Genomic DNA, 24425 nt, shown 5'->3' on the forward strand with positions numbered 1-24425 from the left:
AGGTCACACCCGTTCCCATACCGAACACGGAAGTTAAGCTCTTCAGCGCCGATGGTAGTTGGGGGTTTCCCCCTGTGAGAGTAGGACGCCGCCAAGCTTCTATCAGGATCAGTTCCATTTGGAACTGGTCTTTTTTGTTTTTTTTGGAGGTTTGGCACCATATAAATGTGGAAATAATATTGTTAGTTGAGCGATTATCTTGAAAAATCGACCGAAAAAATTTATAGTAAGATTAAAGTCAAATATAGTCAAAGTCAATGGAGGAGGAGGCGGAGTGGCACAAAATATTTCTGATATCATCGAGCAGTATTTGAAGGAAGTCTTGGATCAGAACGGTCGAGAAATATTAGAAATTAAACGCAATGAAATTGCAGATAAATTTCAATGCGTACCTTCACAAATTAACTATGTTATCAATACACGCTTTACGAGCGAGAGAGGCTATATCGTTGAAAGTAAGCGTGGCGGCGGTGGCTATATCCGCATCATTAAAGTCAAAATGAATGATGAAGTGGACTTATTGAACAACATTATTTCCCAAATATATCATCGTTTATCACAGGCTGCATCTGATCACATCATCATGCGTCTTGTTGAAAATAACATTTTATCTGAAAGAGAAGCTAAGATGATGATTAGTGTCATGGACCGTTCTGTATTGCATATTGATTTACCTGAACGTGATGAACTGCGAGCTCGGATGATGAAAGCGATGTTAAATGCTCTGAAATTAAAGTAAAGCGGGTGGAAAGATTGATTTGTCAAGAATGTAATGAGAGACCAGCCACTTTTCACTTTACGAAAGTTATAAATGGAGAAAAACAAGAAATGCACATATGTGAACAATGTGCAAAAGAAAACAGTGACTCATATGCTATGAGTGGAAACCAAGGTTTCTCGATTCACAACTTATTATCAGGCTTATTAAATATTGATCCTAGCTTCACCACAAGTGCTAACAAGGGCTCATCTATTTTTCAAGAAGCGAAAGAAGTGGATCAATGTCCTAAGTGTGGCTTAACCTTTCAGCAGTTCAGAAAAACAGGCCGATTTGGCTGTGCAGAATGCTATCGCACATTTGATCAGTATCTGAACCCTGTTTTACGGAAAGTCCATAGTGGAAATACAGTCCATAATGGGAAAGTCCCAAAACGAATTGCCGGCAGCCTGCATGTCCGCCGGAAACTTGAGTTAATGCAGCAAGAGCTGAAGCAGCTGATTGAACAGGAAGAGTTCGAAAAAGCAGCGGAAGTTCGAGATCAAATTCGTGCATTAGAGCATGAGCAATCTCAGCAGAGGGAGGGAGATTAACGACATGTCGCTCCAGCATTTTATTCAAGACGCTCTAAGTCAGTGGATGAAACAAAAAGGACCAGAAAGTGACATTGTTCTAAGCAGTCGAATCCGGCTAGCGCGCAATCTAGAGCATGTTCGTTTCCCAACTCAGTTTTCTCAAGAAGAAGCTGAAGCTGTTCTCCAGCAATTCGAGCAAAAGTTTGCTAGCCAGGAAGTGAAGGACATTGGAAACTTTGTTCTGATTCGAATGAATGAAACGCAGCCTTTAGCAAAGAGAGTACTTGTTGAAAAACATTTGATCAGCCCCAATTTAGCTGAATCAAGATTTGGCGGCTGTTTGCTTTCTGAGAATGAAGAAATTAGTGTGATGTTGAATGAAGAAGACCATATTCGAATCCAATGCTTATTCCCAGGTTTTCAGCTAGCCAATGCACTAAAAGCGGCTAATCAGGTAGATGACTGGATTGAAGAGCAAGTGGATTATGCATTTTCTGAAAAGCGAGGATACTTAACAAGCTGTCCGACTAATGTAGGTACAGGTATTAGGGCTTCGGTCATGATGCATTTACCGGCATTAGCGCTCACGAGACAAATGAATCGTATTATTCCCGCCATTAATCAATTAGGACTTGTGGTCAGAGGAATTTATGGTGAGGGCAGCGAAGCAATAGGGAACATCTTTCAAATTTCAAATCAAATGACACTTGGTCAATCAGAAGAAGACATTGTAGATGACTTGAATAGTGTGACCGCTCAGCTCATTGAACAAGAGCGATCTGCACGAAAAGCTTTATATCAAACATCTAAAATTGAACTTGAGGACAGAGTGTACCGGTCCTTGGGAATTTTGGCCAATTGTCGTATGATTGAATCAAAAGAAACAGCAAAGTGTTTGTCAGATGTGCGGCTTGGAATTGATTTAGGTATCATTAAGGGGCTTTCAAGTAATATACTGAATGAACTCATGATTTTGACCCAGCCTGGCTTCCTTCAACAATATTCAGGAGGAGCCTTGGAGCCAAATGAACGAGATATAAAACGAGCAGCGATTATTAGAGAAAGGCTGCGCTTAGAAATGCATAGGAATGGACAGGAGGATGAAACGATATGATGTTTGGAAGATTCACTGAAAGAGCTCAAAAGGTATTAGCACTTGCACAAGAAGAAGCCATTCGCCTAGGCCATAAGAATATTGGTACTGAGCACATTTTACTTGGCCTTGTACGTGAAGGGGAGGGCATCGCTGCCAAAGCGTTAGAAGCACTGGGCCTTGTTTCAGATAAAATCCAAAAAGAAGTCGAAAGCTTGATTGGAAGAGGGCAAGAGGTGTCTCAAGCTATTCCTCATTATACGCCTAGAGCGAAGAAGGTCACTGAGCTTTCAATGGATGAAGCAAGAAAGCTAGGTCATTCCTATGTAGGGACAGAACATATTCTATTAGGTCTTATTCGTGAGGGAGAGGGTGTCGCTGCCCGTGTCTTAAATAACCTCGGAGTGAGCTTAAATAAAGCACGTCAGCAAGTCCTGCAGCTGCTTGGAAGCAATGAAACAGGTGCATCTGCGGCAGGCTCTAATAGCAATGCAAATACACCAACACTTGATAGCTTGGCAAGAGATTTGACTGCTATTGCAAAAGAGGACAGCTTGGACCCAGTCATTGGCCGAAGCAAAGAAATTCAACGTGTCATTGAGGTTCTAAGTAGAAGAACAAAAAATAACCCTGTGCTGATTGGTGAGCCTGGTGTTGGTAAAACAGCCATCGCAGAAGGTCTTGCACAGCAAATTATTCATAACGAAGTGCCTGAAATCCTGCGTGATAAACGAGTGATGACACTGGATATGGGAACCGTTGTAGCTGGAACGAAATATCGTGGTGAATTCGAGGATCGTTTGAAAAAAGTCATGGACGAAATTCGTCAGGCAGGAAATATCATTCTCTTTATCGATGAGCTTCATACACTCATTGGTGCTGGTGGAGCAGAGGGTGCAATTGATGCGTCTAATATTCTAAAACCATCTTTAGCACGTGGTGAGCTTCAATGTATTGGAGCGACAACATTAGATGAGTACCGTAAATACATTGAAAAGGATGCTGCGCTTGAACGACGTTTCCAGCCAATTCAAGTAGATCAGCCTTCTGTTGATGAGAGTATTCAAATCTTAAGAGGACTTAGAGACCGGTATGAAGCACATCACCGTGTGTCTATTACAGATGAAGCGATTGAGGCGGCAGTGAAGCTGTCTGACCGTTATATCTCTGACAGATTCCTTCCAGATAAGGCGATTGATTTAATTGATGAGGCAGGTTCGAAAGTCCGTTTGCGTTCGTTCACAACACCGCCTAACCTAAAAGAACTAGAGCAAAAGCTGGATGAAGTACGCAAGGAAAAGGATGCGGCAGTTCAAAGTCAAGAATTTGAAAAAGCAGCTTCTCTTCGCGATACAGAGCAGCGTTTGCGTGAAAAAGTAGAAGTGACAAAGAAATCATGGAAAGAAAAGCAGGGACAAGAGAATTCAGAGGTATCTGTAGATGATATCGCAATGGTCGTTTCCAGCTGGACGGGAGTGCCTGTTTCAAAAATTGCTCAAACGGAGACAGATAAGCTTCTGAATATGGAACAATTACTCCACTCTCGTGTGATCGGGCAGGATGAAGCAGTTGTTGCTGTAGCGAAAGCTGTGAGACGTGCGCGTGCAGGCCTAAAAGATCCAAAACGTCCAATCGGTTCCTTTATCTTCTTAGGACCAACAGGGGTTGGTAAAACAGAGCTTGCAAGAGCACTCGCCGAGTCTATTTTCGGTGATGAAGAAGCAATGATCCGTATTGATATGTCTGAATACATGGAGAAACACTCTACATCCAGACTTGTTGGGTCACCTCCAGGATATGTCGGTTATGATGAAGGTGGACAGCTGACTGAAAAAGTGAGAAGAAAACCTTATTCTGTCGTTCTATTAGACGAGATTGAAAAGGCTCATCCAGATGTATTTAATATCTTACTGCAAGTATTAGAAGATGGTCGTCTGACGGATTCTAAAGGGCGTACCGTTGACTTTAGAAATACGATTTTGATTATGACATCAAACGTTGGAGCTAGTGAGCTGAAGCGCAATAAATACGTTGGCTTTAACGTGCAGGACGAAAGTCAAAATTACAAGGATATGAAAGGCAAAGTGATGGGCGAGTTGAAACGTGCGTTTAGACCTGAGTTTATCAACCGTATTGATGAAATCATTGTCTTCCACTCGCTTGAGAAGAAACATCTCAAAGAGATCGTGTCTCTCATGTCTGATCAATTGACAAAACGATTAAAAGAACAAGACCTATCAATTGAATTGACGGAAGCAGCAAAAGCGAAGATTGCCGACGAAGGAGTAGATCTTGAGTACGGTGCGCGTCCGTTAAGAAGAGCGATTCAAAAGCATGTAGAAGATCGACTTTCTGAGGAGCTTCTGAAGGGCAATATTGAAAAAGGTCAACATATCGTATTAGATGTGGAAGATGGAGAAATTGTCGTAAAAGCGACGGCTGCTACGAACTAATATAGTAAGAAAAAAGTGTGAGGCATACCAGCAAGGTGTATGCCTCCCTTTACTTATTTTCTGACCAGTATAAGGAGTTGTATTCTTCAATCTATGGCTAAGACAAAATCAAAATTTATATGCCAATCGTGCGGTTATGAGTCAGCCAAATGGATGGGGAAATGTCCAGGCTGCGGCACGTGGAACAGTATGACAGAAGAGGTCGTTCGCAAAGAGCCGGCAAACCGTCGTAGTGCTTTTAATCATTCTGTTCAAACCATTCAAAAACCTTCACCTATATCTGCAATTGAAACATCCGAAGAACCCCGAATTAAAACGAATTTAGAAGAATTTAACCGAGTATTAGGAAGTGGAATTGTCAAAGGCTCTCTTGTTCTCATTGGCGGAGACCCTGGGATTGGGAAGTCCACTTTATTATTACAAGTATCAGCACAGCTCTCAGATAAAAATCAGAATGTGTTGTACATATCTGGTGAGGAGTCCATTAAACAAACGAAGCTAAGAGCGGACCGCCTTGGTATTGAAAGCGCCTCTTTACATGTTTTGGCTGAAACCGATATGGAGTATATAACGTCTGCTATACAGGAGATGAAACCTGCTTTTGTTGTGGTGGATTCGATTCAAACCGTTTATCAAAGCGATATCACGTCAGCTCCCGGCTCTGTATCTCAAGTAAGAGAATGTACAGCACAGCTGATGAAAATTGCCAAGACAAATGGGATTCCTATTTTTATCGTTGGTCACGTGACCAAAGAAGGCTCGATCGCAGGTCCACGCCTTTTAGAGCATATGGTGGATACAGTTCTTTATTTTGAAGGCGAGCGTCATCATACGTTTCGTATCTTACGGGCGGTTAAAAACCGATTTGGTTCAACGAATGAATTGGGGATCTTTGAAATGAGAGAGGAAGGACTCACGGAAGTATTAAACCCATCAGAAATCTTTTTAGAAGAGCGGTCGGCAGGTGTATCTGGTTCGTGTGTTGTTGCCTCAATGGAAGGAACAAGACCCGTACTTGTCGAGATACAGGCATTAATTTCCCCGACAAGCTTTGGGAATCCGCGAAGAATGGCCACTGGCCTTGATCATAATCGAGTATCGCTGCTCATGGCAGTTTTAGAAAAACGCGTGGGGCTGCTGCTGCAAAACCAAGATGCGTATTTAAAGGTCGCAGGCGGTGTGAAGCTTGACGAACCGGCGATTGACTTAGCTATTGCCGTCAGTATTGCATCAAGCTTTAAAGACGCAGCGCCGCATCAAGCGGATTGCTTTATAGGAGAGGTCGGTCTGACGGGAGAAGTCAGAAGAGTATCAAGAATTGAACAGCGAGTGCAGGAAGCTGCGAAACTAGGATTTAAGCGAATGTTTATTCCTCAGGCGAATATAGACGGATGGAAAAAGCCGAGAGGGATTGAGTTAGTTGGTGTAGAAAATGTAGCGGAGGCACTTCGAATTTCACTAGGGGGATCATAGAAATGGAAAAAGAGAAAAAAGGAGCGAGAGAACTCGATCTCTTAGATATTGTACAGTTTGTGGCACCAGGAACACCTCTGCGGGCAGGGATTGAAAACGTCTTGCGAGCCAATACTGGCGGGCTCATTGTTGTTGGTTATAATGACAAAGTAAAGAGTGTGGTAGATGGAGGATTTCACATTAATTCTGCCTTCTCTCCAGCACATTTATATGAATTGGCGAAGATGGACGGGGCTATTATTCTTAGCGATTCTGGTCAAAAAATCTTGTATGCGAATACACAGCTGATGCCAGATGCCACCATCCATTCATCGGAAACAGGCATGAGGCACCGGACGGCTGAACGTGTAGCGAAGCAGACAGGCTGCTTAATCATTGCCATTTCTGAACGGAGGAACGTCATTACCTTATACCAAGGGAATCGTCGTTATACGCTGAAAGATATTGGTTTTATTTTAACAAAGGCGAATCAAGCCATTCAAACACTTGAGAAATATAAAACCATTTTAGATCACGCCATTTCTGCGTTAAGCGCCCTAGAATTTGAAGAGCTTGTGACCTTTGGTGATGTATTATCCGTGCTGCACCGCTACGAAATGGTTCTTAGAATCAAAAATGAAATCAATATGTATATCAAAGAGCTTGGAACAGAAGGACACTTGATCCGTCTACAGGTCAATGAGCTGATTACAGATATGGAGCAGGAAGCGGCTTTATTTATTAAAGATTACGTGAAAGAAAAGATTAAAGATCCGTATGTGCTGCTTAAACAACTTCAAGATATGTCGAGCTTTGAGCTTTTAGATGATTCCATTCTGTACAAGTTACTTGGATATCCAGCTTCTACAAATATTGACGAATATGTGTACACAAGAGGATACAGGTTGCTCCATAAAATCCCTAGACTGCCAATGCCGATCGTTGAAAATGTGGTTGAAGCATTCGGTGTGCTAGATCGAATTATGGAAGCGGATGTACAAGAATTGGATGAAGTAGAAGGAATTGGAGAAGTAAGAGCGAAAAAGATAAAAAAAGGATTAAAAAGGTTACAAGAAAAACATTATATCGACCGTCAGCTTTAAGAAGAGAAATTTTTCTCTATTACGGTTAAAAATGGATGAATATGGGTATATTAATGATGGTTTTGTTTTCTGTTGCTCATGATAGGAAACTTAAACATATATCAATGTCAGATGAAGGTGGATTGACAGATGAAAAATAAAGGAGGTGAAGGTATGTTAAAAAGAATCGTTCAGGCGTTTTTTATCATTTTTGGTGCAGTTGTGGGGATTTTTATCATTCCAGAGTTATTTCTGCTTTTAAATGTAAAGGACATACCTTTCATAACAAATGCTTACTCTTCAGCACTAATAGGAGCCGCTGTATTCTTGATCATCGGCAAATGGTGCACAGGTTATGTGGTAAATTGGGTGAAATGGATCGAGGATTCTCTATTGAAGGCGCCTCTTCCTGATCTTATATCTGGAAGTTTCGGATTAGTATTTGGACTTATTCTAGCATATCTTATTGTAAACGTGATCCCGCTAAACAATATCCCATATCATATTTTTGGTACCATTATTCCGATTTTCCTGGCTTTCTTTTTAGGATACCTTGGGTTTCAGGTAGGCTTTAAGAAGAAGGATGAAATGATGGGGCTGTTCTCCCGTTCTGCAAAGGTCAGCAAGAAAAAAGGAGCAGCTGATGATGAACCTGAAATAGAAGATAAAAAGCTGAAAATTTTAGACACAAGTGTTATCATTGATGGAAGAATCGCAGATATTTGCCAAACTGGATTCTTAGAAGGTGTCATGGTCATTCCTCAATTTGTACTCGAGGAATTACAGCATATTGCAGACTCCTCAGATGTATTAAAGAGAAATAGAGGCCGAAGAGGTCTTGATATTTTAAATCGTATTCAAAAAGAATTGGATATCAAAGTTGAAATTTACGAAGGTGACTTCGAAGACATTCAAGAGGTTGATAGCAAGCTTGTGAAGCTCGCGAAATTAACTTCAGGTGTTGTTGTGACCAATGATTTTAATTTAAATAAAGTATGCGAACTTCAAAAAGTAGCAGTGTTAAACATCAATGATCTAGCCAATGCGGTTAAACCGGTTGTACTGCCTGGGGAAGAAATGAAGGTACAAGTCATCAAAGATGGGAAAGAGCATAACCAAGGTGTTGCTTATTTAGATGACGGTACGATGATTGTGGTCGAAGAAGGACGCAATTACATTGGAAAAGACATCGATGTACTCGTCACAAGTGTGCTGCAGACTGCTGCTGGAAGAATGATTTTTGCGAAGCCAAAACTTCTGGAGAAGGCGCTCTAAAGGGAGAACGAACATGTATTATGAAGTAGTTATTCCGGCTGCGGGGCAGGGGAAACGAATGAAGGCCGGCCGCAATAAGCTTTTTATCGAGCTGAAAAGAATGCCGGTCATCATTCATACATTAAAGGTGTTTGACGCTCATTCACAATGCAAACGCATGATCCTAGCGATCAATGAGGAGGAGCGTCAAGACTTTGAAAGGCTACTCAAGGTACACGCTTTTCAAACGCCTGTTTCACTTGTCACTGGCGGTGAAGAACGTCAGCAAAGTGTATACGAAGGATTAAAGGCTGTGAAAGATGCGGACATCGTGCTTGTTCATGATGGAGCAAGGCCTTTTATTAAGCATACACAGATTGACTTGCTCGTTAAAGCAGCGATTGAAAAAGGCTCCGCAGTTGTAGCGGTACCAGTGAAAGACACAATCAAACGCGTTCAAGAAGGCAAAGTGGAACAAACCATTGAACGTCAGAGCTTGTGGGCGGTCCAGACCCCACAAGCTTTTCGTCATTCTATTTTAAAAGAGGCGCATGAACATGCGGAGCGGACAGGCTTCCTTGGAACAGATGACGCCAGTCTTGTTGAACAATTACATGGCGAGAATGTGTATATTGTCCAAGGAGACTATACCAATATTAAGCTGACAACACCGGATGATTTACTGGTTGCCAAGGCAATTATGGATGCGGAAAGAGGGTACTAGATCATGTTGAGAATAGGACAAGGCTTTGATGTACATCAATTAACAGAGGGGAGACCTCTGATTATCGGGGGGGTCACCATCCCTTATGAAAAGGGACTGCTAGGGCATTCAGACGCTGACGTACTGCTTCACACAGTGGCAGATGCCTGCCTGGGTGCGATTGCTGAAGGAGATATCGGCAGACATTTCCCAGACACAGATCCTGAGTTTAAGGATGCAGATTCTTTTAAATTATTGCAGCATGTGTGGGCACTTGTGAAAGAAAAAGGTTACACACTTGTGAATATTGACTGCACCATCATGGCGCAAAAACCAAAAATGGCACCTTACATTCAACCAATGTGTGAGAAAATCGCAGAAGCACTTGAGGCAGATGTCACACAGGTGAACGTCAAAGCAACAACGACAGAGAAACTCGGATTTACAGGAAGAGGCGAAGGAATTGCCTCTCAGGCAACAGTGCTTCTTCAGAAAAAGTAAAATCCATTTTGATGAGAATGGGTTTTGATGATAAAATACGTTTATAAAAAATTGGTGTCAGACAACATGATGCAGATGAAAGGAAGTTAAACTCATGGGAAATGAAGTGCGTGTTCGTTATGCACCGAGTCCAACTGGTCATTTACATATTGGGAATGCTAGAACGGCTCTTTTCAACTATTTGTTCGCACGCAGCCAAGGCGGCAAATTTATTATTCGAATCGAGGATACGGATCAAAAGCGTAATGTAGAAGGCGGGGAGGAAAGCCAGCTTCGCCACCTGCAATGGCTCGGTATTGATTGGGATGAGAGCATTGATAAAGATGGCGGTTACGGTCCTTACAGACAATCAGAGCGAAATGATATTTACAAAAAATATTATGACGAGCTCTTAGAGAAGGACTTGGCGTATAAGTGCTATTGTACGGCTGAAGAGCTAGAGGCAGAGCGTGAAGCACAAATCGCCCGCAGTGAAATGCCTCGATATTCTGGTAAATGCAGTCATTTATCAAAAGAAGAAGAGGACAAGCTAATTGCTGAAGGAAGAGAGCCAAGCATCCGCTTCCGAGTGCCAAAAGGAGAAATCATCAAATTTGACGACATGGTTAAAGGCGATATTTCGTTTGAAACAGATGGCATCGGTGATTTTGTTATTGTGAAGAAAGATGGCACGCCAACTTATAACTTTGCCGTAGCCGTGGATGATCATTTGATGAAAATGACTCACGTTCTTCGCGGAGAGGATCATATTTCAAATACGCCTAAACAAATTATGGTTTTTAATGCATTTGGCTGGGATGTTCCGCTATTTGGACATATGACGTTGATTGTGAACGAAAACCGCAAGAAATTAAGTAAACGTGATGAATCAATTATTCAATTCATCGAGCAATATAAGAATTTAGGATATTTACCTGAAGCTCTGTTTAACTTCATTGCATTACTTGGATGGTCTCCAGTGGGCGAAGAAGAACTGTTTACAAAAGAGCAATTCATCGACATTTTCGATGTGAATCGACTTTCTAAGTCACCAGCTCTATTTGATATGCATAAACTAAAATGGGTGAACAACCAATACGTGAAAGCACTTGATCTTGATCAGGTTGTGGCACTAACACTTCCGCATCTTCAAAAAGCAGGCAAGGTAAGTGAGCAGCTGACAGAAGAAGAAAACACATGGGTACGCAAGCTTATTTCTCTGTATCACGAACAATTAAGCTACGGAGCAGAAATTGTTGAGTTAACAGAGTTGTTCTTTAAGGAGCAAATTGAGTATAATCAAGAGGCAAAGGAAGTTCTAGCAGAGGAGCAAGTACCAGAAGTGATGGCATCTTTTGCAGGTCAGCTTGAACAGCTTGAGTCTTTCACACCTGATGAAATCAAGGCTGCCATTAAAGCGGTACAAAAAGAAACAGGGCATAAAGGCAAGAAACTATTCATGCCGATTCGTGTGGCTGTCACAGGACAAACGCATGGCCCAGAACTTCCGCAAAGTATTGAATTACTAGGTAAAGAAACGGTATTAAACCGCATTAAACAAATATAAGGAAATCGTTGCGAGGGAGAAGTACAATGTACTCGTCCATCACAGAAAGAGTCTCCACCGGCTGAAAGAGACTTATGGGCAGACGTTGGAAATGCACCCTCAAGACCCTTGAGGAACACGTACGTTAGTATGCAAGGGCGGTATCCTCCGTTATGGGATTAAGTTGAGAAGGCTGAAAAGTGGCTTTCTAAACAGAGTGGAACCGCGTTTTCAAAACGTCTCTGTCATTTGGCAGAGGCGTTTTTTATTTGTCCAAAAAAAGAGAGCAAGTCCTAAGAGAGATTGATGGGGAAGAACGGGGGGAGCATGTGTTTTTCAAAATGCTGAAAGAAGATATTGATACTGTGTTTGATCAAGATCCTGCTGCTAGAAGCTATATTGAAGTAGTGCTAACCTATTCAGGGCTTCATGCGATTTGGGCTCACCGTATTGCGCACGCATTTTATAAGCGGAAGCTGTATTTTATTGCGCGGATCATTTCTCAGGTCAGCCGTTTTTTCACAGGGGTGGAAATTCACCCAGCGGCAACCATTGGCAGGCGGTTCTTCATTGATCACGGCATGGGCGTTGTGATCGGGGAAACATGTGAAATTGGAGACAACGTCACTGTTTTCCAAGGCGTGACATTAGGGGGAACAGGGAAAGAAAAGGGAAAGCGGCATCCGACCATTTTAGACGATGCCCTCATTGCGACAGGTGCCAAGGTGCTTGGTTCCATTACAGTTGGAAAAGGAGCCAAGATTGGAGCGGGGTCGGTCGTGTTAAAGGACGTACCCGACCATTCCACCGTTGTCGGTATACCTGGGCGAGTCGTCGTTCAAAATGGAAAGAAAATCAATCGTGATCTCAATCATCAAGATTTGCCAGATCCAATTTCCGATCGTTTTAAAGAATTGGAACGAGAAATGGAAAAGCTAAAAGGTGAGCTGGCTTCATTGAGCAGAAAGGAAGAACAATCATGACAATCAATATTTATAATACATTGACACGTAAGAAAGAAGAATTTGTCCCGCTTGAGCCAGGAAAGGTCAAGATGTATGTGTGCGGACCAACCGTTTATAACTACATTCATATCGGGAATGCTAGACCTGCTATTGTTTATGACACTGTACGTAAGTATTTAGAATACAGCGGTTACGATGTGAACTTTGTATCAAACTTTACAGATGTGGATGATAAACTCATCAAAGCAGCCAATGAACTCGGAGAAGATGTGCCGACAATTGCTGACCGGTTTATCCAAGCTTACTTCGAAGACGTCAGTGCACTAGGCTGCAAAAAAGCAGACCTTCACCCGCGAGTAACGGAAAACATGGATGATATCATTGCGTTTATTGCGACATTGATTGAAAAAGGCTACGCCTATGAAGCAGATGGTGACGTGTATTACAGCACACGCTCATTTGAAGGCTATGGAAAGCTTTCACATCAATCGATTGATGAACTGAAGACAGGTGCCCGTATTCGTGTAGGTGAAAAGAAACGAGATGCACTGGACTTTGCTCTTTGGAAGGCTGCAAAGGATCAGGAAATCTCATGGGATAGCCCATGGGGCGAAGGACGCCCAGGCTGGCACATCGAATGCTCGGCAATGGTCAAAAAATATTTAGGTGATACGATTGACATTCATGCTGGCGGACAAGATCTAACATTCCCGCACCATGAGAATGAAATTGCCCAATCTGAGGCTTTGACAGGGAAGCCTTTTGCGAAGTATTGGATGCATAACGGGTATATTAATATTGATAATGAAAAAATGTCAAAATCACTTGGCAACTTTGTGCTGGTGCATGACATTGTGAAAGAACAAGATCCTGATGTGCTCCGCTTCTTTATGTTGTCGGTTCACTATCGTCACCCAATTAACTACTCAATGGATTTATTAGAAAGTACAAAGAGTGCATTTAACCGACTCAAAACATCGTATGCGAATTTACATCACCGTCTCGAGAGCAGCACGAATATCACGGAAGACAATGCTGAATGGCTGGCAAAAATTGAAGAACAGCGTGCGACATTTATTTCTGAAATGAATGATGACTTCAATACAGCAAATGCGATCTCTGTTTTATTCGAATTAGCGAAACAGGCGAATTATTATATGGAAAATGATCATACTTCGGAGGAAGTGATCAAGGCATTTATCGGCTTGTTCCAAGAAATTACGTCTGTTCTTGGCTTCTCATTAGAAGAAAAGCACACGCTTGACGAAGAGGTAGAAGCGTTAATTGAAAAACGTAATGAAGCTAGAAGAAATCGTGACTTTGCCCTATCTGATCAAATTCGTGACCAATTAAAGAACATGAATATTGTGTTGGAGGACACTCCTCAAGGTACTCGCTGGAAAAGAGGAGAATAGGCAATGTTGAATTTTGAAAAGCTGAAAGACGGTAAACAGCTGAATGGACTTGCGCTGGCTTATATGGGTGATGCCATTTTTGAAGTATATGTGAGGCATCACCTCCTCCAAACGGGGGCAACAAAACCAAATGAGCTGCACAAACGAGCAAGCAAAATTGTTTCAGCTAAATCACAGGCTGCTATTTTATTTACGCTTCAGCAGCAAGGCTTTTTCACTGAAGCAGAAGAAGCGGTGCTGAAAAGAGGAAGAAATGCAAAATCAGGCACAGTGCCTAAAAACACAGACGTTCAAACGTATCGTTATAGTACAGCGTTTGAAGCGCTCATGGGTTATTTATTTATCGAAAAGCAGGACGAACGCTTAGAAGAGCTGATTGGTCAGGCGATTGAAATCGGAACGTCAGGGAGGAAGACAAATGAGTCAGCAACATGATTATGTCATTGGGAAAAATGCAGTGATTGAGACACTGAAGTCAGATCGGGAGTTATACAAGCTCTGGATGGCAGAAAACACTGTAAAAGGACAAGCCCAGCAGGTCATTGAACTCGCTAAAAAGCAAAATATCACCATTCAGTATGTTCCGAGGAAAAAGCTTGATCAAATGGTGACAGGTCAGCACCAGGGAATCGTTGCGCAAGTAGCAGCATATGAATATGCAGAATTGGACGATCTGTATCAAATCGCTGAAAAGCGGAATGAGCAGCCTTTCTTTCTGATTTTAGATGAAATTGAAGATCCGCATAATTTAGGATCGATTATGCGTACGGCAGATGCTGTAGGGGCACACGGGATTGTCATTCCAAAAAGGAGAGCGGTCGGTCTAACAACAACAGTTGCTAAGGCATCCACTGGAGCAATTGAGCATATTCCTGTTGCAAAAGTGACCAATCTTTCAAGAGCCCTTGATGAAATGAAAGAAAGAGGAATCTGGGTTGCGGGAACAGATGCGTCTGCTAAACAGGATTACAGACAATTTGATGGTACAATGCCGCTGGCTCTTGTGATTGGCAGTGAAGGTAAAGGAATTGGCCGATTGATTAAGGAAAAGTGTGATTTTCTAATTAAACTGCCTATGGCCGGGAAGGTTACTTCTTTGAATGCATCAGTTGCCGCTGGTCTATTGATGTATGAAGTGTATCGAAAACGTTATCCGTTAGGAGAATAGAGATGGATATCCTCTTAGTCGATGGATACAACATGATAGGTGCATGGCCTCAGCTGCAGCACTTAAAGGAAAACAGCTTTGAAGAAGCCAGAGACGTTCTGATTCAACATTTAGCAGAATATCAAGCATACACAGGGTATCGAGTCATTGTCGTATTCGATGCCCATATGGTTAAAGGAATTGAAAAGAAGCGGACCAATCACCGAGTAGAGGTCATCTTTACGAGAGAGAATGAAACGGCGGATGAGCGGATTGAAAAGCTGGCGCAGGATTTGAATAATATTCGGACGCAAATTCATGTGGCAACCTCAGATTTTACGGAACAATGGGCTATTTTTGGACAAGGAGCTCTTCGGAAGTCGGCTCGTGAGCTTTTAAGAGAGATTGAAGTGATAGAACGAAAGATTGAAACGAGAGTCAAAAAGATTACTTCTGATAAACCAGCATCTAAGATTGAATTGTCAGAAGATGTATTGAAAACGTTTGAAAAATGGCGGCGCGGGAATCTGGAATAGCTTGACGATATTTCAACCATTAATGTATAATATTTCTATCTAGGTGCGGTCGGGGGGATCGAAGTGAATCTAAACAACAGCAAGGGTAAGTCCATCAGAGAGCAATTTTGCCAGTTGGAAGATGAACAAGTCATTGAAAGGGTTCATGTCGGAGATAGTGATGCGCTAGATTATTTAATAACGAAATACCGCAATTTTGTACGTGCGAAAGCAAGATCTTATTTCTTGATAGGAGCGGATCGAGAGGACATTGTCCAAGAGGGAATGATCGGACTTTATAAGTCTATCCGCGATTTCAGAGAGGACAAGCTTACTTCATTTAAGGCTTTTGCAGAATTATGTATTACCCGCCAAATTATCACCGCAATTAAAACAGCTACTCGCCAAAAACATATCCCGTTAAATTCCTATGTATCATTAGACAAGCCGATCTACGATGAAGAATCGGACAGAACATTATTAGATGTCATTTCCGGTGCTAAAGCGCTTAACCCAGAAGACTTAATCATTAGCAAAGAAGAATTTGATGATATCGAAATGAAGATGGGTGAACTGCTTAGCGAGCTGGAAAGAAAGGTACTTGTGCTTTATCTTGATGGCAGATCCTATCAAGAGATTTCTGAAGATTTAAACCGTCATGTGAAATCAATTGATAACGCACTCCAAAGAGTAAAGAGAAAATTAGAGAAATATTTAGAGCTTCGCGAGATTAGTCTCTAATCAAACCTATATTGACAGCTTTTTCGACACTGTGATAAGGTACTAATGAAATGATGTCGAGAAAATAGGTGTAAATATGAGGAAAAAGATTACTCTAGCCTGTAAAGACTGCGGAAGCCGCAATTATACGACAATGAAAAGTGTTGCTTCAGCAGCTGAAAGATTAGAAGTTAAGAAATATTGCAAGACTTGTAATTCACATAAAACACATTTAGAAACGAAGTAAGATTTGCGTTCTTTATTCTGTGGAGGTCTTTTACATGCGTATTATCAGTTTCTTAAAAAGTGTCGGAAAAGAAATGAAAAAGGTCAGCTGGCCAAAGAAGAACGAAATGGTCCGCTACACAATCACTGTTATTTTAACAGTCGTATTCTTTGCAATCTTTTTCTCTTTTCTTGATATAGGAATCTCACAATTAATCGAATTAATTCATTAATACTTGAATAATGGTCTGCTGAACGTGCTATAATAGATCATAATATGACTTGCCAAAAAACCCGTTTTACGGGTTTTTTCAATTGCTTGAAAATATTTACCGGTACTCGAGATTCGTCAAATAGACATTATGAAATGTGGGGAGGGAAGGACTAAATAGTCCTGAACGAAAATGGAAAAGAATTGGTATGTTGTGCATACGTACTCTGGCTATGAAAACAAAGTAAAAGCGAACTTGGAAAAGCGTGTTGAATCAATGGGCATGCAGGATAAAATCTTCCGCGTCGTCGTACCAGAAGAAGAAGAAACGGATATTAAAAATGGTAAGAAAAAAGTCGTCAAAAAGAAAGTGTTCCCTGGCTATGTCCTAGTGGAAATCGTGATGACTGACGACTCTTGGTATGTTGTTCGTAATACACCGGGTGTCACTGGATTCGTTGGATCAGCTGGGTCAGGCTCAAAGCCAACTGCGCTGCTGCCAGGCGAAGCTGAAACCATTCTGAAGAGAATGGGTCTTGAAGAACGCAAAACAGAAATCGACTTTGAGCTCAAAGAAACAGTTAAGGTTATCGATGGACCGTTTGCTAACTTCACTGGCTCTATTGAAGAAATTGATTACGATAAAAGCAAAGTCAAAGTATTCGTTAATATGTTTGGTAGAGAAACACCTGTTGAACTTGAGTTCACGCAGATCGATAAATTGTAATTCAAAAGAGCTTGAAATGAGTGTATAGAAGTGGTAATATAGCAAAGGTACGTCTTGAGTTCACTCAAGATCGCTAGCTAGTTATTTCGTCATTCATATAAAGAATGAAGTTGTTGAGTGGGAGGGGGATTCCCCTATTACCACATCACGGACTTTAAGGAGGTGTGTCTCGTGGCTAAAAAAGTAGTTAAAGTTGTTAAATTGCAAATTCCTGCTGGAAAAGCTAACCCAGCTCCACCAGTTGGACCTGCACTAGGTCAAGCCGGTGTTAATATCATGGGATTCTGTAAGGAGTTTAACGCTCGTACAGCTGACCAAGCTGGTCTTATCATTCCTGTTGAAATTTCGGTTTTTGAAGACCGTTCATTTACATTTATTACTAAAACTCCACCTGCTGCAGTTTTACTTAAAAAAGCAGCTGGTATTGAGTCTGGTTCTGGTGAACCTAACCGTAATAAAGTGGCAACTGTTAAGCGTGATAAAGTACGCGAAATCGCGGAAACAAAAATGCCTGACTTAAACGCTGCTAGCGTTGAATCAGCTATGCGCATGGTTGAAGGTACTGCACGCAGTATGGGTATTGTCATCGAAGATTAATTTTTTGTCTTGTTGGGTTGCGAGTTTGGTTTTGACAAGTTCGCAACCCTTATTCGTGGGAGGTTATTCCGCTAAAACCACATAAGGAGGATTTTTATAATGGCTAAAAAAGGTAAAAAGTATGTAGAAGCTGCTAAGCTGATCGAACGTACTAAAGCGTATGATGTAGCTGAAGCTGTTTCTCTTACAAAAAAAGCAAATACAGCGAAATTTGATGCGACTGTAGAAGTTGCTTTTCGTTTGGGCGTAGACCCTCGTAAAAACGATCAACAAATCCGCGGTGCAGTTGTACTTCCTAACGGAACTGGTAAAACTCAACGCGTTCTTGTGTTCGCTAAAGGCGAAAAAGCAAAAGAAGCAGAAGCTGCTGGAGCAGACTACGTTGGAGATTCTGATTACATCACTAAAATCCAACAAGGTTGGTTCGAATTCGATGTAATCGTTGCGACACCTGACATGATGGGTGAAGTTGGTAAGATCGGTCGTGTACTTGGACCAAAAGGTCTTATGCCAAACCCTAAAACAGGAACTGTAACGTTTGAAGTTGAAAAAGCAATCAATGAAATCAAAGCTGGTAAAGTAGAATACCGCGTTGATAAAGCTGGTAACATCCACGCGCCAATCGGAAAGGTTTCTTTCGAGGACGAAAAGCTTGTTGAGAACTTTGCAACAATCTATGACACAATCCTTAAAGCAAAACCTGCAGCGGCTAAAGGTGTATACGTGAAAAACGTTTCTGTTACATCTACTATGGGCCCTGGCGTGAAAGTGGATCCATCTTCTTTCTCTGCAAAATAATTCTTGACTTATGACAACCATTTTGATAATATCAAAATGTTGTAAAATAGAATAATGTCCATTTATACCGTAGACAGCAGGGGCCTTATGGCTTAATTAACCCGCCGAGGTGTATATGTCACAGTCTTACGTTAACGTATGCTTGTATATACAGCCTCCATGTCTTAATGGAGGCTTTTTATATGGAGAACCGTTCGTTAGGAACGTGATTGCCTGATCGGTATAAGTGTTACACAAAGAATGTACAGGAGGTGTAACCATGAGCAATGCAATCGATACTAAAAAAGTTGTCGTTGATGAAATTACTTCTAAATTTAAAGATAGTATGTCTACTGTCATTGTAGATTACCGCGGTCTTTCAGTTTCTGAAGTGACTGAACTTCGTAAACAGCTTCGTGAAGCTGGCGTAGAATTCAAAGTTTACAAAAACACTTTGACTCGCCGTGCAGTTGAACAAGTTGAACTAACGGGTTTAAACGATTTCTTAACAGGTCCAAACGCTATCGCATTCAGTAACGAAGATGTTATCGCACCTGCGAAAATCATCAACGAATTTGCGAAAAGCCACGAAGCTTTAGAAATCAAAGCTGGTGTCATCGAAGGAAACGTAGCGACTGTAGAAGAAGTGAAGGCTCTTGCGGAACTTCCGTCTCGCGAAGGCTTACTTTCTATGTTGCTTAGCGTTCTTCAAGCTCCAGTTCGTAATCTTGCTCTTGCTACTAAAGCAGTTGCAGATCAAAAAGAAGAACAAGGCGCTTAATGCGTACTTTACGTTTACGTAAAAAAACTTAAAATGGAGGAATTACAAATGGCTTTAAATATCGAAGAAATCATTGCTTCAGTTAAAGAAGCAACTGTACTTGAGTTAAACGACTTAGTAAAAGCAATCGAAGAAGAATTTGGCGTAACTGCTGCTGCTCCTGTAGCTGTAGCTGCTGGTGGCGGTGCTGCTGCTGAAGAAAAAACTGATTTTGATCTAGTACTTGCTGGTGCTGGAGACCAAAAAATCAAAGTTATCAAAGTGGTTCGTGAAATCACTGGTCTTGGCTTGAAAGAAGCTAAAGAACTTGTTGACAACACTCCAAAACCACTTAAAGAAGGTATTGCTAAAGAAGAAGCTGAAGAACTTAAAGCTAAGCTTGAAGAAGTTGGCGCTTCTGTAGAAGTTAAGTAATCTTCGCCTAATCTTTTGGGAAAGCTCGCTTTTACTGGCGGGCTTTTTCTTTTCTAATCTCCTGAAACGATTGAATCCAGAGGAGGTCCATTCACCATGAGTGACCACTATTATACGGAAAAGCCATCAGTGAAAAGCAATAAACAGACATGGGACTTCACCTTGAGAAACCGTACCTTTACTTTTACAAGTGACAGTGGAGTGTTTTCTAAGAAAGAAGTCGACTTTGGTTCAAGGCTTTTAATTGAAGCTTTCGAAGAACCTGACTTGGATGGCGATGTCTTAGATGTCGGTTGCGGTTATGGACCGATCGGCTTATCGTTAGCAAACGAAATGACTAGCCGTACCATTCATATGATTGATGTGAACGAAAGAGCAGTCGAACTTTCAAAGGAAAACGCTAAACATAATCGCATTGATAATGTTCACATCTATCAAAGTGATTTGTTCTCGAATGTTCATTCCTCAGCTGCTTTTGCCTCTATACTGACCAATCCCCCAATACGGGCAGGGAAGAAAGTTGTACATGCGATCTTTGAAAAAAGTGCTGATCATTTATTGCCGGAAGGTGAGTTGTGGGTGGTTATTCAGAAAAAGCAAGGTGGACCATCTGCGATTGAAAAATTAGAGCAGCTCTTTGGAGAAGTCGAGGTTGTATTGAAAAAAAAGGGCTACTATATAATCAAAGCTAAAAAAGTTTGACGCAGTTTCCTAGCTGTGTTAACATTATAAAATGCCAATGTGTATATTTTGCTTGATAGGCTTAAAAAACAACTATTTTGTATAAATTATGCATACTTGGGAAAACTAATAAAATCGGTATTTGTTTTTGGATGTGGTTTTCTTATTTTAGAAACCCTTTTTTCTTTTGTCTTGTAAAAGTATTTCTTTACTGACATTTGAAAGACAGAAATACTTTTTACACATATAATACGCATGATTTGAGGGGTGAATCAGTTGACAGGTCAACTAGTTCAGTATGGACGACACCGCCAGCGCAGAAGCTACGCACGCATAAGCGAAGTGTTAGAATTACCAAATCTCATTGAAATTCAAACCTCTTCTTATCAGTGGTTTCTTGATGAGGGTCTTAGAGAGATGTTTCAAGATATATCCCCAATTGAGGATTTTACTGGTAACCTTTCTCTTGAATTCATTGATTACAGCCTAGGGGATCCTAAGTATCCTGTAGCAGAATCAAAAGAACGTGATGTAACTTACTCTGCTCCACTAAGAGTAAAAGTTCGTTTAATTAACAAAGAAACTGGAGAAGTAAAAGACCAAGACGTGTTCATGGGTGATTTCCCAATCATGACAGACACAGGTACTTTTATCATTAATGGTGCGGAACGTGTAATCGTTTCTCAGTTAGTGCGTTCTCCAAGTGTATATTTCAGTGGTAAAGTAGACAAAAACGGTAAAAAAGGTTTTACTGCGACTGTCATTCCAAACCGTGGCGCATGGTTAGAATACGAAACTGATGCGAAGGATGTAGTCTATGTACGCATCGATCGCACACGTAAGTTGCCGGTTACGGTTCTTTTGCGTGCTCTCGGCTTCAGCTCTGATCAAGAGATTCTTGACCTCATTGGCGAGAATGAATACTTACGCAACACGCTGGAAAAAGACAATACAGAGAATGCGGATAAAGCACTTCTCGAAATCTACGAGCGCCTCCGCCCTGGAGAGCCGCCAACTGTTGAAAATGCGAAAAGCTTGCTAGACTCTCGCTTCTTCGATCCGAAGAGATATGACCTAGCAAATGTTGGACGCTACAAGATTAATAAGAAGCTTCATATTAAAAATAGACTGTTCAATCAAAAATTGGCTGAAACGTTAGTTGACCCTGAAACAGGTGAAATTCTAGCAGAAAAAGGTCAAATTTTAGACAGAAGAGTTCTTGATAAAGTTCTTCCATACTTAGAAAACGGCATCGGATTTAGAAAGCTTTATCCTAATGGTGGCGTAGTAGAAGATGAAGTAGAACTTCAATCTATTAAGATTTATGCACCGTCTGATCAAGAAGGCGAGCAAGTGATTAACGTGATTGGAAATGCATATGTAGAGGAAGCTGTGAAAAACATCACGCCTTCTGACATCATTGCATCAATCAGTTACTTCTTCAACCTTCTTCATGGTGTAGGTGACACAGATGATATCGACCACCTTGGTAACCGTCGTCTGCGTTCCGTAGGTGAACTTCTGCAAAACCAATTCCGTATTGGTTTAAGCAGAATGGAGCGTGTTGTTCGTGAAAGAATGTCAATTCAAGACACAAACACAATCACACCTCAGCAGCTGATCAACATTCGTCCTGTGATCGCTTCTATCAAAGAGTTCTTTGGTAGTTCTCAGCTATCTCAGTTCATGGATCAAACAAACCCGCTTGCTGAATTGACGCACAAACGTCGTCTGTCAGCGCTTGGACCGGGTGGTTTGACACGTGAGCGTGCAGGAATGGAAGTTCGTGACGTTCACTACTCTCACTATGGACGTATGTGTCCGATTGAAACACCAGAGGGTCCAAACATTGGTTTGATCAACTCTCTATCTTCATTCGCAAAAGTGAATCGCTTCGGATTTATCGAAACACCTTACCGCCGGGTTGATCCTGAAACTGGTAAAGTGACACCGAGAATCGATTACTTAACTGCTGATGAAGAGGATAACTACGTAGTAGCACAAGCGAACGCTATATTAGGTGAAGATGGTTCGTTTATTGATGATAATATCATTGCTCGTTTCAGAGGGGAAAACACCGTTGTTCCTCGAAACCGCGTTGACTACATGGACGTTTCGCCAAAGCAGGTTGTTTCTGCAGCGACAGCATGTATCCCATTCTTAGAAAACGATGACTCTAACCGTGCTCTAATGGGAGCGAACATGCAGCGTCAGGCTGTGCCTTTGATGCAGCCAGAATCACCGATTGTTGGTACAGGTATGGAGTACGTATCAGGTAAAGACTCTGGTGCTGCTGTCATCTGCCGTTACCCAGGTGTTGTAGAACGCGTAGAAGCAAAAAATATTTGGGTTCGCCGTTATGAAGACGTTGACGGACAACAAGTCAAAGGAAACCTAGACAAATACAGCTTGCTGAAATTTGTCCGCTCTAACCAAGGGACTTGCTACAACCAGCGTCCTATCGTAAGTGTTGGAGATGAAGTCGTTAAAGGAGAAATCCTTGCAGACGGACCTTCTATGGAAAAAGGTGAATTGGCTCTAGGACGTAACGTCATGGTCGGCTTCATGACTTGGGACGGTTACAACTACGAGGATGCGATCATCATGAGTGAGCGCCTTGTAAAAGATGACGTCTACACGTCTATTCATATTGAAGAATATGAATCAGAAGCTCGTGATACAAAGCTTGGACCAGAAGAAATCACTCGTGATATTCCAAACGTTGGGGAAGATGCTTTACGCAACCTTGACGAGCGCGGAATCATCCGTATTGGTGCAGAAGTAAAAGACGGAGACCTTCTTGTAGGAAAAGTAACGCCTAAAGGTGTAACTGAACTAACAGCTGAAGAACGTCTATTACATGCAATCTTCGGTGAAAAGGCTCGTGAAGTGCGTGATACGTCTCTACGTGTTCCACACGGCGGCGGCGGAATTATCCACGATGTAAAAGTCTTTAACCGTGAAGATGGAGATGAATTACCTCCAGGTGTAAACCAGTTAGTCCGCGTATACATCGTTCAGAAACGTAAGATTTCTGAAGGTGACAAAATGGCCGGACGACATGGTAACAAAGGGGTTATCTCTAAAATCCTTCCAGAAGAAGATATGCCGTATCTTCCAGACGGAACACCGATCGATATCATGTTGAACCCTCTAGGGGTACCATCTCGTATGAACATCGGTCAGGTACTTGAGCTTCATATGGGTATGGCTGCACGTTACCTTGGCATCCACATTGCGTCACCAGTATTTGATGGTGCGCGCGAGGAAGATGTTTGGGAAACGCTTGAAGAAGCAGGTATGTCTCGTGATGCGAAAACAGTCCTTTATGACGGTCGAACTGGTGAACCATTCGACAACCGTGTATCTGTCGGAATCATGTACATGATCAAACTGGCTCACATGGTTGACGATAAACTTCACGCTCGTTCAACTGGACCATACTCACTTGTTACGCAGCAGCCACTTGGCGGTAAAGCACAGTTTGGTGGTCAGCGTTTCGGAGAGATGGAAGTATGGGCACTTGAAGCTTACGGTGCAGCATATACACTTCAAGAGATCTTAACAGTTAAATCGGATGACGTTGTGGGTCGTGTGAAAACATACGAAGCCATCGTCAAAGGGGATAACGTACCTGAACCAGGTGTCCCTGAATCATTCAAAGTGTTAATCAAAGAACTTCAAAGTTTAGGTATGGATGTGAAAATCCTATCTGGCGATGAAGAAGAGATAGAAATGAGAGATTTAGAAGACGATGAGGAAACGAAGAAAGCAGACGGATTAGCGTTATCTAATGACGAAGATGCTGCAGACCTCGCACCTGTCGATCTTGAACGTGACGCAGTCACAAAAGAATAGCAGAAACGATTAGAGCAAGTGACTAGGGTATAACCC

At 41.8% G+C, this 24425-nt stretch carries 25 protein-coding genes, 1 rRNA gene and 2 other annotated features; all 26 genes read left to right on the plus strand.

Annotation, left to right across the window (positions count from 1 at the left end):
* Positions 1 to 97: ribosomal RNA gene (rrf, locus tag ACN6NB_RS00430) — 5S ribosomal RNA — on the plus strand; the annotation flags it as partial.
* A gap of 177 nt (positions 98 to 274) precedes the next feature.
* Entirely contained in the window at positions 275 to 739 is a 465-nt protein-coding gene (locus ACN6NB_RS00435; protein ID WP_003217184.1) for a CtsR family transcriptional regulator, read from the plus strand.
* A gap of 14 nt (positions 740 to 753) precedes the next feature.
* The gene (locus ACN6NB_RS00440) at positions 754 to 1311 is read left to right on the plus strand and encodes a UvrB/UvrC motif-containing protein (protein ID WP_024425862.1); all 558 of its coding nucleotides are present in this window, start codon (positions 754 to 756) and stop codon (positions 1309 to 1311) included.
* Between the two features lie 4 nt (positions 1312 to 1315).
* Complete coding sequence (locus ACN6NB_RS00445) at positions 1316 to 2407, plus strand: protein arginine kinase (protein ID WP_058838237.1); 1092 nt, start codon at positions 1316 to 1318, stop codon at positions 2405 to 2407.
* Positions 2404 to 4839: an ATP-dependent protease ATP-binding subunit ClpC gene (clpC, locus tag ACN6NB_RS00450; RefSeq protein ID WP_007496263.1), complete on the plus strand. Its 2436-nt coding sequence runs from the start codon at positions 2404 to 2406 to the stop codon at positions 4837 to 4839. The genes ACN6NB_RS00445 and clpC overlap by 4 nt, the downstream gene beginning before the upstream one ends.
* Positions 4840 to 4932: 93 nt before the next feature.
* Positions 4933 to 6312: a DNA repair protein RadA gene (radA, locus tag ACN6NB_RS00455; RefSeq protein ID WP_025092231.1), complete on the plus strand. Its 1380-nt coding sequence runs from the start codon at positions 4933 to 4935 to the stop codon at positions 6310 to 6312.
* 2 nt (positions 6313 to 6314) lie between these two features.
* On the plus strand, positions 6315 to 7394 hold the full coding sequence (disA, locus tag ACN6NB_RS00460; RefSeq protein ID WP_024425581.1) for a DNA integrity scanning diadenylate cyclase DisA: 1080 nt from the start codon (positions 6315 to 6317) through the stop codon (positions 7392 to 7394).
* 153 nt (positions 7395 to 7547) lie between these two features.
* Positions 7548 to 8648 carry a PIN/TRAM domain-containing protein gene (locus ACN6NB_RS00465; protein ID WP_047203808.1) on the plus strand — a complete coding sequence of 367 codons (1101 nt, stop codon included), beginning with the start codon at positions 7548 to 7550 and terminating at the stop codon, positions 8646 to 8648.
* Positions 8649 to 8661: 13 nt separating this feature from the next.
* Complete coding sequence (ispD, locus tag ACN6NB_RS00470; protein WP_039175965.1) at positions 8662 to 9351, plus strand: 2-C-methyl-D-erythritol 4-phosphate cytidylyltransferase; 690 nt, start codon at positions 8662 to 8664, stop codon at positions 9349 to 9351.
* A gap of 3 nt (positions 9352 to 9354) precedes the next feature.
* Complete coding sequence (ispF, locus tag ACN6NB_RS00475; protein ID WP_003216928.1) at positions 9355 to 9831, plus strand: 2-C-methyl-D-erythritol 2,4-cyclodiphosphate synthase; 477 nt, start codon at positions 9355 to 9357, stop codon at positions 9829 to 9831.
* A gap of 94 nt (positions 9832 to 9925) precedes the next feature.
* On the plus strand, positions 9926 to 11377 hold the full coding sequence (gene gltX / locus ACN6NB_RS00480; protein WP_039175968.1) for a glutamate--tRNA ligase: 1452 nt from the start codon (positions 9926 to 9928) through the stop codon (positions 11375 to 11377).
* Positions 11377 to 11603 (plus strand) — a binding site (T-box leader). Its footprint overlaps the gene before it by 1 nt.
* 82 nt (positions 11604 to 11685) lie before the next feature.
* The gene (gene cysE, locus ACN6NB_RS00485) at positions 11686 to 12339 is read left to right on the plus strand and encodes a serine O-acetyltransferase (RefSeq protein WP_034283914.1); all 654 of its coding nucleotides are present in this window, start codon (positions 11686 to 11688) and stop codon (positions 12337 to 12339) included.
* Positions 12336 to 13736 carry a cysteine--tRNA ligase gene (gene cysS / locus ACN6NB_RS00490; protein WP_034283904.1) on the plus strand — a complete coding sequence of 467 codons (1401 nt, stop codon included), beginning with the start codon at positions 12336 to 12338 and terminating at the stop codon, positions 13734 to 13736. The genes cysE and cysS overlap by 4 nt, the downstream gene beginning before the upstream one ends.
* 3 nt (positions 13737 to 13739) lie before the next feature.
* Positions 13740 to 14171: a Mini-ribonuclease 3 gene (locus tag ACN6NB_RS00495; protein WP_024425587.1), complete on the plus strand. Its 432-nt coding sequence runs from the start codon at positions 13740 to 13742 to the stop codon at positions 14169 to 14171.
* Positions 14155 to 14904, plus strand: coding sequence for a 23S rRNA (guanosine(2251)-2'-O)-methyltransferase RlmB (gene rlmB / locus ACN6NB_RS00500; RefSeq protein ID WP_024425588.1), 750 nt, complete (start codon positions 14155 to 14157; stop codon positions 14902 to 14904). The genes ACN6NB_RS00495 and rlmB overlap by 17 nt, the downstream gene beginning before the upstream one ends.
* Before the next feature lie 2 nt (positions 14905 to 14906).
* Positions 14907 to 15419, plus strand: coding sequence for a ribosome-dependent mRNA decay endonuclease Rae1/YacP (rae1, locus tag ACN6NB_RS00505; protein ID WP_024425589.1), 513 nt, complete (start codon positions 14907 to 14909; stop codon positions 15417 to 15419).
* Between the two features lie 63 nt (positions 15420 to 15482).
* Positions 15483 to 16139 (plus strand): RNA polymerase sporulation sigma factor SigH, encoded by a 657-nt coding sequence (gene sigH, locus ACN6NB_RS00510; protein WP_008345424.1) that lies wholly within the window; start codon positions 15483 to 15485, stop codon positions 16137 to 16139.
* A gap of 76 nt (positions 16140 to 16215) precedes the next feature.
* Positions 16216 to 16365 (plus strand): 50S ribosomal protein L33, encoded by a 150-nt coding sequence (gene rpmG / locus ACN6NB_RS00515; RefSeq protein WP_008356502.1) that lies wholly within the window; start codon positions 16216 to 16218, stop codon positions 16363 to 16365.
* A gap of 34 nt (positions 16366 to 16399) precedes the next feature.
* Positions 16400 to 16576: a preprotein translocase subunit SecE gene (secE, locus tag ACN6NB_RS00520; protein ID WP_008345422.1), complete on the plus strand. Its 177-nt coding sequence runs from the start codon at positions 16400 to 16402 to the stop codon at positions 16574 to 16576.
* A gap of 171 nt (positions 16577 to 16747) precedes the next feature.
* On the plus strand, positions 16748 to 17281 hold the full coding sequence (gene nusG, locus ACN6NB_RS00525) for a transcription termination/antitermination protein NusG (protein ID WP_003217197.1): 534 nt from the start codon (positions 16748 to 16750) through the stop codon (positions 17279 to 17281).
* A 171-nt stretch (positions 17282 to 17452) separates the two neighbouring features.
* On the plus strand, positions 17453 to 17878 hold the full coding sequence (gene rplK, locus ACN6NB_RS00530) for a 50S ribosomal protein L11 (RefSeq protein ID WP_003216956.1): 426 nt from the start codon (positions 17453 to 17455) through the stop codon (positions 17876 to 17878).
* A gap of 99 nt (positions 17879 to 17977) precedes the next feature.
* Positions 17978 to 18676 carry a 50S ribosomal protein L1 gene (gene rplA / locus ACN6NB_RS00535; RefSeq protein WP_007496292.1) on the plus strand — a complete coding sequence of 233 codons (699 nt, stop codon included), beginning with the start codon at positions 17978 to 17980 and terminating at the stop codon, positions 18674 to 18676.
* Between the two features lie 49 nt (positions 18677 to 18725).
* Positions 18726 to 18866, plus strand: a sequence feature (ribosomal protein L10 leader region).
* Positions 18867 to 18935: 69 nt separating this feature from the next.
* On the plus strand, positions 18936 to 19436 hold the full coding sequence (gene rplJ / locus ACN6NB_RS00540; protein WP_024425590.1) for a 50S ribosomal protein L10: 501 nt from the start codon (positions 18936 to 18938) through the stop codon (positions 19434 to 19436).
* Between the two features lie 48 nt (positions 19437 to 19484).
* Positions 19485 to 19850 carry a 50S ribosomal protein L7/L12 gene (rplL, locus tag ACN6NB_RS00545; protein WP_008345418.1) on the plus strand — a complete coding sequence of 122 codons (366 nt, stop codon included), beginning with the start codon at positions 19485 to 19487 and terminating at the stop codon, positions 19848 to 19850.
* A gap of 96 nt (positions 19851 to 19946) precedes the next feature.
* Positions 19947 to 20552, plus strand: a complete 606-nt coding sequence (locus tag ACN6NB_RS00550; protein ID WP_039175972.1) for a class I SAM-dependent methyltransferase — start codon at positions 19947 to 19949, stop codon at positions 20550 to 20552.
* Between the two features lie 255 nt (positions 20553 to 20807).
* Positions 20808 to 24389, plus strand: a complete 3582-nt coding sequence (gene rpoB, locus ACN6NB_RS00555; RefSeq protein WP_003217223.1) for a DNA-directed RNA polymerase subunit beta — start codon at positions 20808 to 20810, stop codon at positions 24387 to 24389.
* Positions 24390 to 24425 lie beyond the last annotated feature (36 nt).

It is taken from the genome of Bacillus sp. 11B20, from assembly GCF_056098985.1.

Coding starts and splice junctions, on each gene's coding strand:
- ACN6NB_RS00445 (WP_058838237.1), top strand. CDS start 1,316: ATGTCGCTCCAGCATTTTATTCAAGACGCTCTAAGTCAGTGGATGAAA.
- clpC (WP_007496263.1), top strand. CDS start 2,404: ATGATGTTTGGAAGATTCACTGAAAGAGCTCAAAAGGTATTAGCACTT.
- radA (WP_025092231.1), top strand. CDS start 4,933: ATGGCTAAGACAAAATCAAAATTTATATGCCAATCGTGCGGTTATGAG.
- disA (WP_024425581.1), top strand. CDS start 6,315: ATGGAAAAAGAGAAAAAAGGAGCGAGAGAACTCGATCTCTTAGATATT.
- ACN6NB_RS00465 (WP_047203808.1), top strand. CDS start 7,548: ATGTTAAAAAGAATCGTTCAGGCGTTTTTTATCATTTTTGGTGCAGTT.
- ispD (WP_039175965.1), top strand. CDS start 8,662: ATGTATTATGAAGTAGTTATTCCGGCTGCGGGGCAGGGGAAACGAATG.
- ispF (WP_003216928.1), top strand. CDS start 9,355: ATGTTGAGAATAGGACAAGGCTTTGATGTACATCAATTAACAGAGGGG.
- gltX (WP_039175968.1), top strand. CDS start 9,926: ATGGGAAATGAAGTGCGTGTTCGTTATGCACCGAGTCCAACTGGTCAT.
- cysS (WP_034283904.1), top strand. CDS start 12,336: ATGACAATCAATATTTATAATACATTGACACGTAAGAAAGAAGAATTT.
- ACN6NB_RS00495 (WP_024425587.1), top strand. CDS start 13,740: ATGTTGAATTTTGAAAAGCTGAAAGACGGTAAACAGCTGAATGGACTT.
- rlmB (WP_024425588.1), top strand. CDS start 14,155: ATGAGTCAGCAACATGATTATGTCATTGGGAAAAATGCAGTGATTGAG.
- rae1 (WP_024425589.1), top strand. CDS start 14,907: ATGGATATCCTCTTAGTCGATGGATACAACATGATAGGTGCATGGCCT.
- rpmG (WP_008356502.1), top strand. CDS start 16,216: ATGAGGAAAAAGATTACTCTAGCCTGTAAAGACTGCGGAAGCCGCAAT.
- secE (WP_008345422.1), top strand. CDS start 16,400: ATGCGTATTATCAGTTTCTTAAAAAGTGTCGGAAAAGAAATGAAAAAG.
- nusG (WP_003217197.1), top strand. CDS start 16,748: ATGGAAAAGAATTGGTATGTTGTGCATACGTACTCTGGCTATGAAAAC.
- rplA (WP_007496292.1), top strand. CDS start 17,978: ATGGCTAAAAAAGGTAAAAAGTATGTAGAAGCTGCTAAGCTGATCGAA.
- rplJ (WP_024425590.1), top strand. CDS start 18,936: ATGAGCAATGCAATCGATACTAAAAAAGTTGTCGTTGATGAAATTACT.
- rplL (WP_008345418.1), top strand. CDS start 19,485: ATGGCTTTAAATATCGAAGAAATCATTGCTTCAGTTAAAGAAGCAACT.
- ACN6NB_RS00550 (WP_039175972.1), top strand. CDS start 19,947: ATGAGTGACCACTATTATACGGAAAAGCCATCAGTGAAAAGCAATAAA.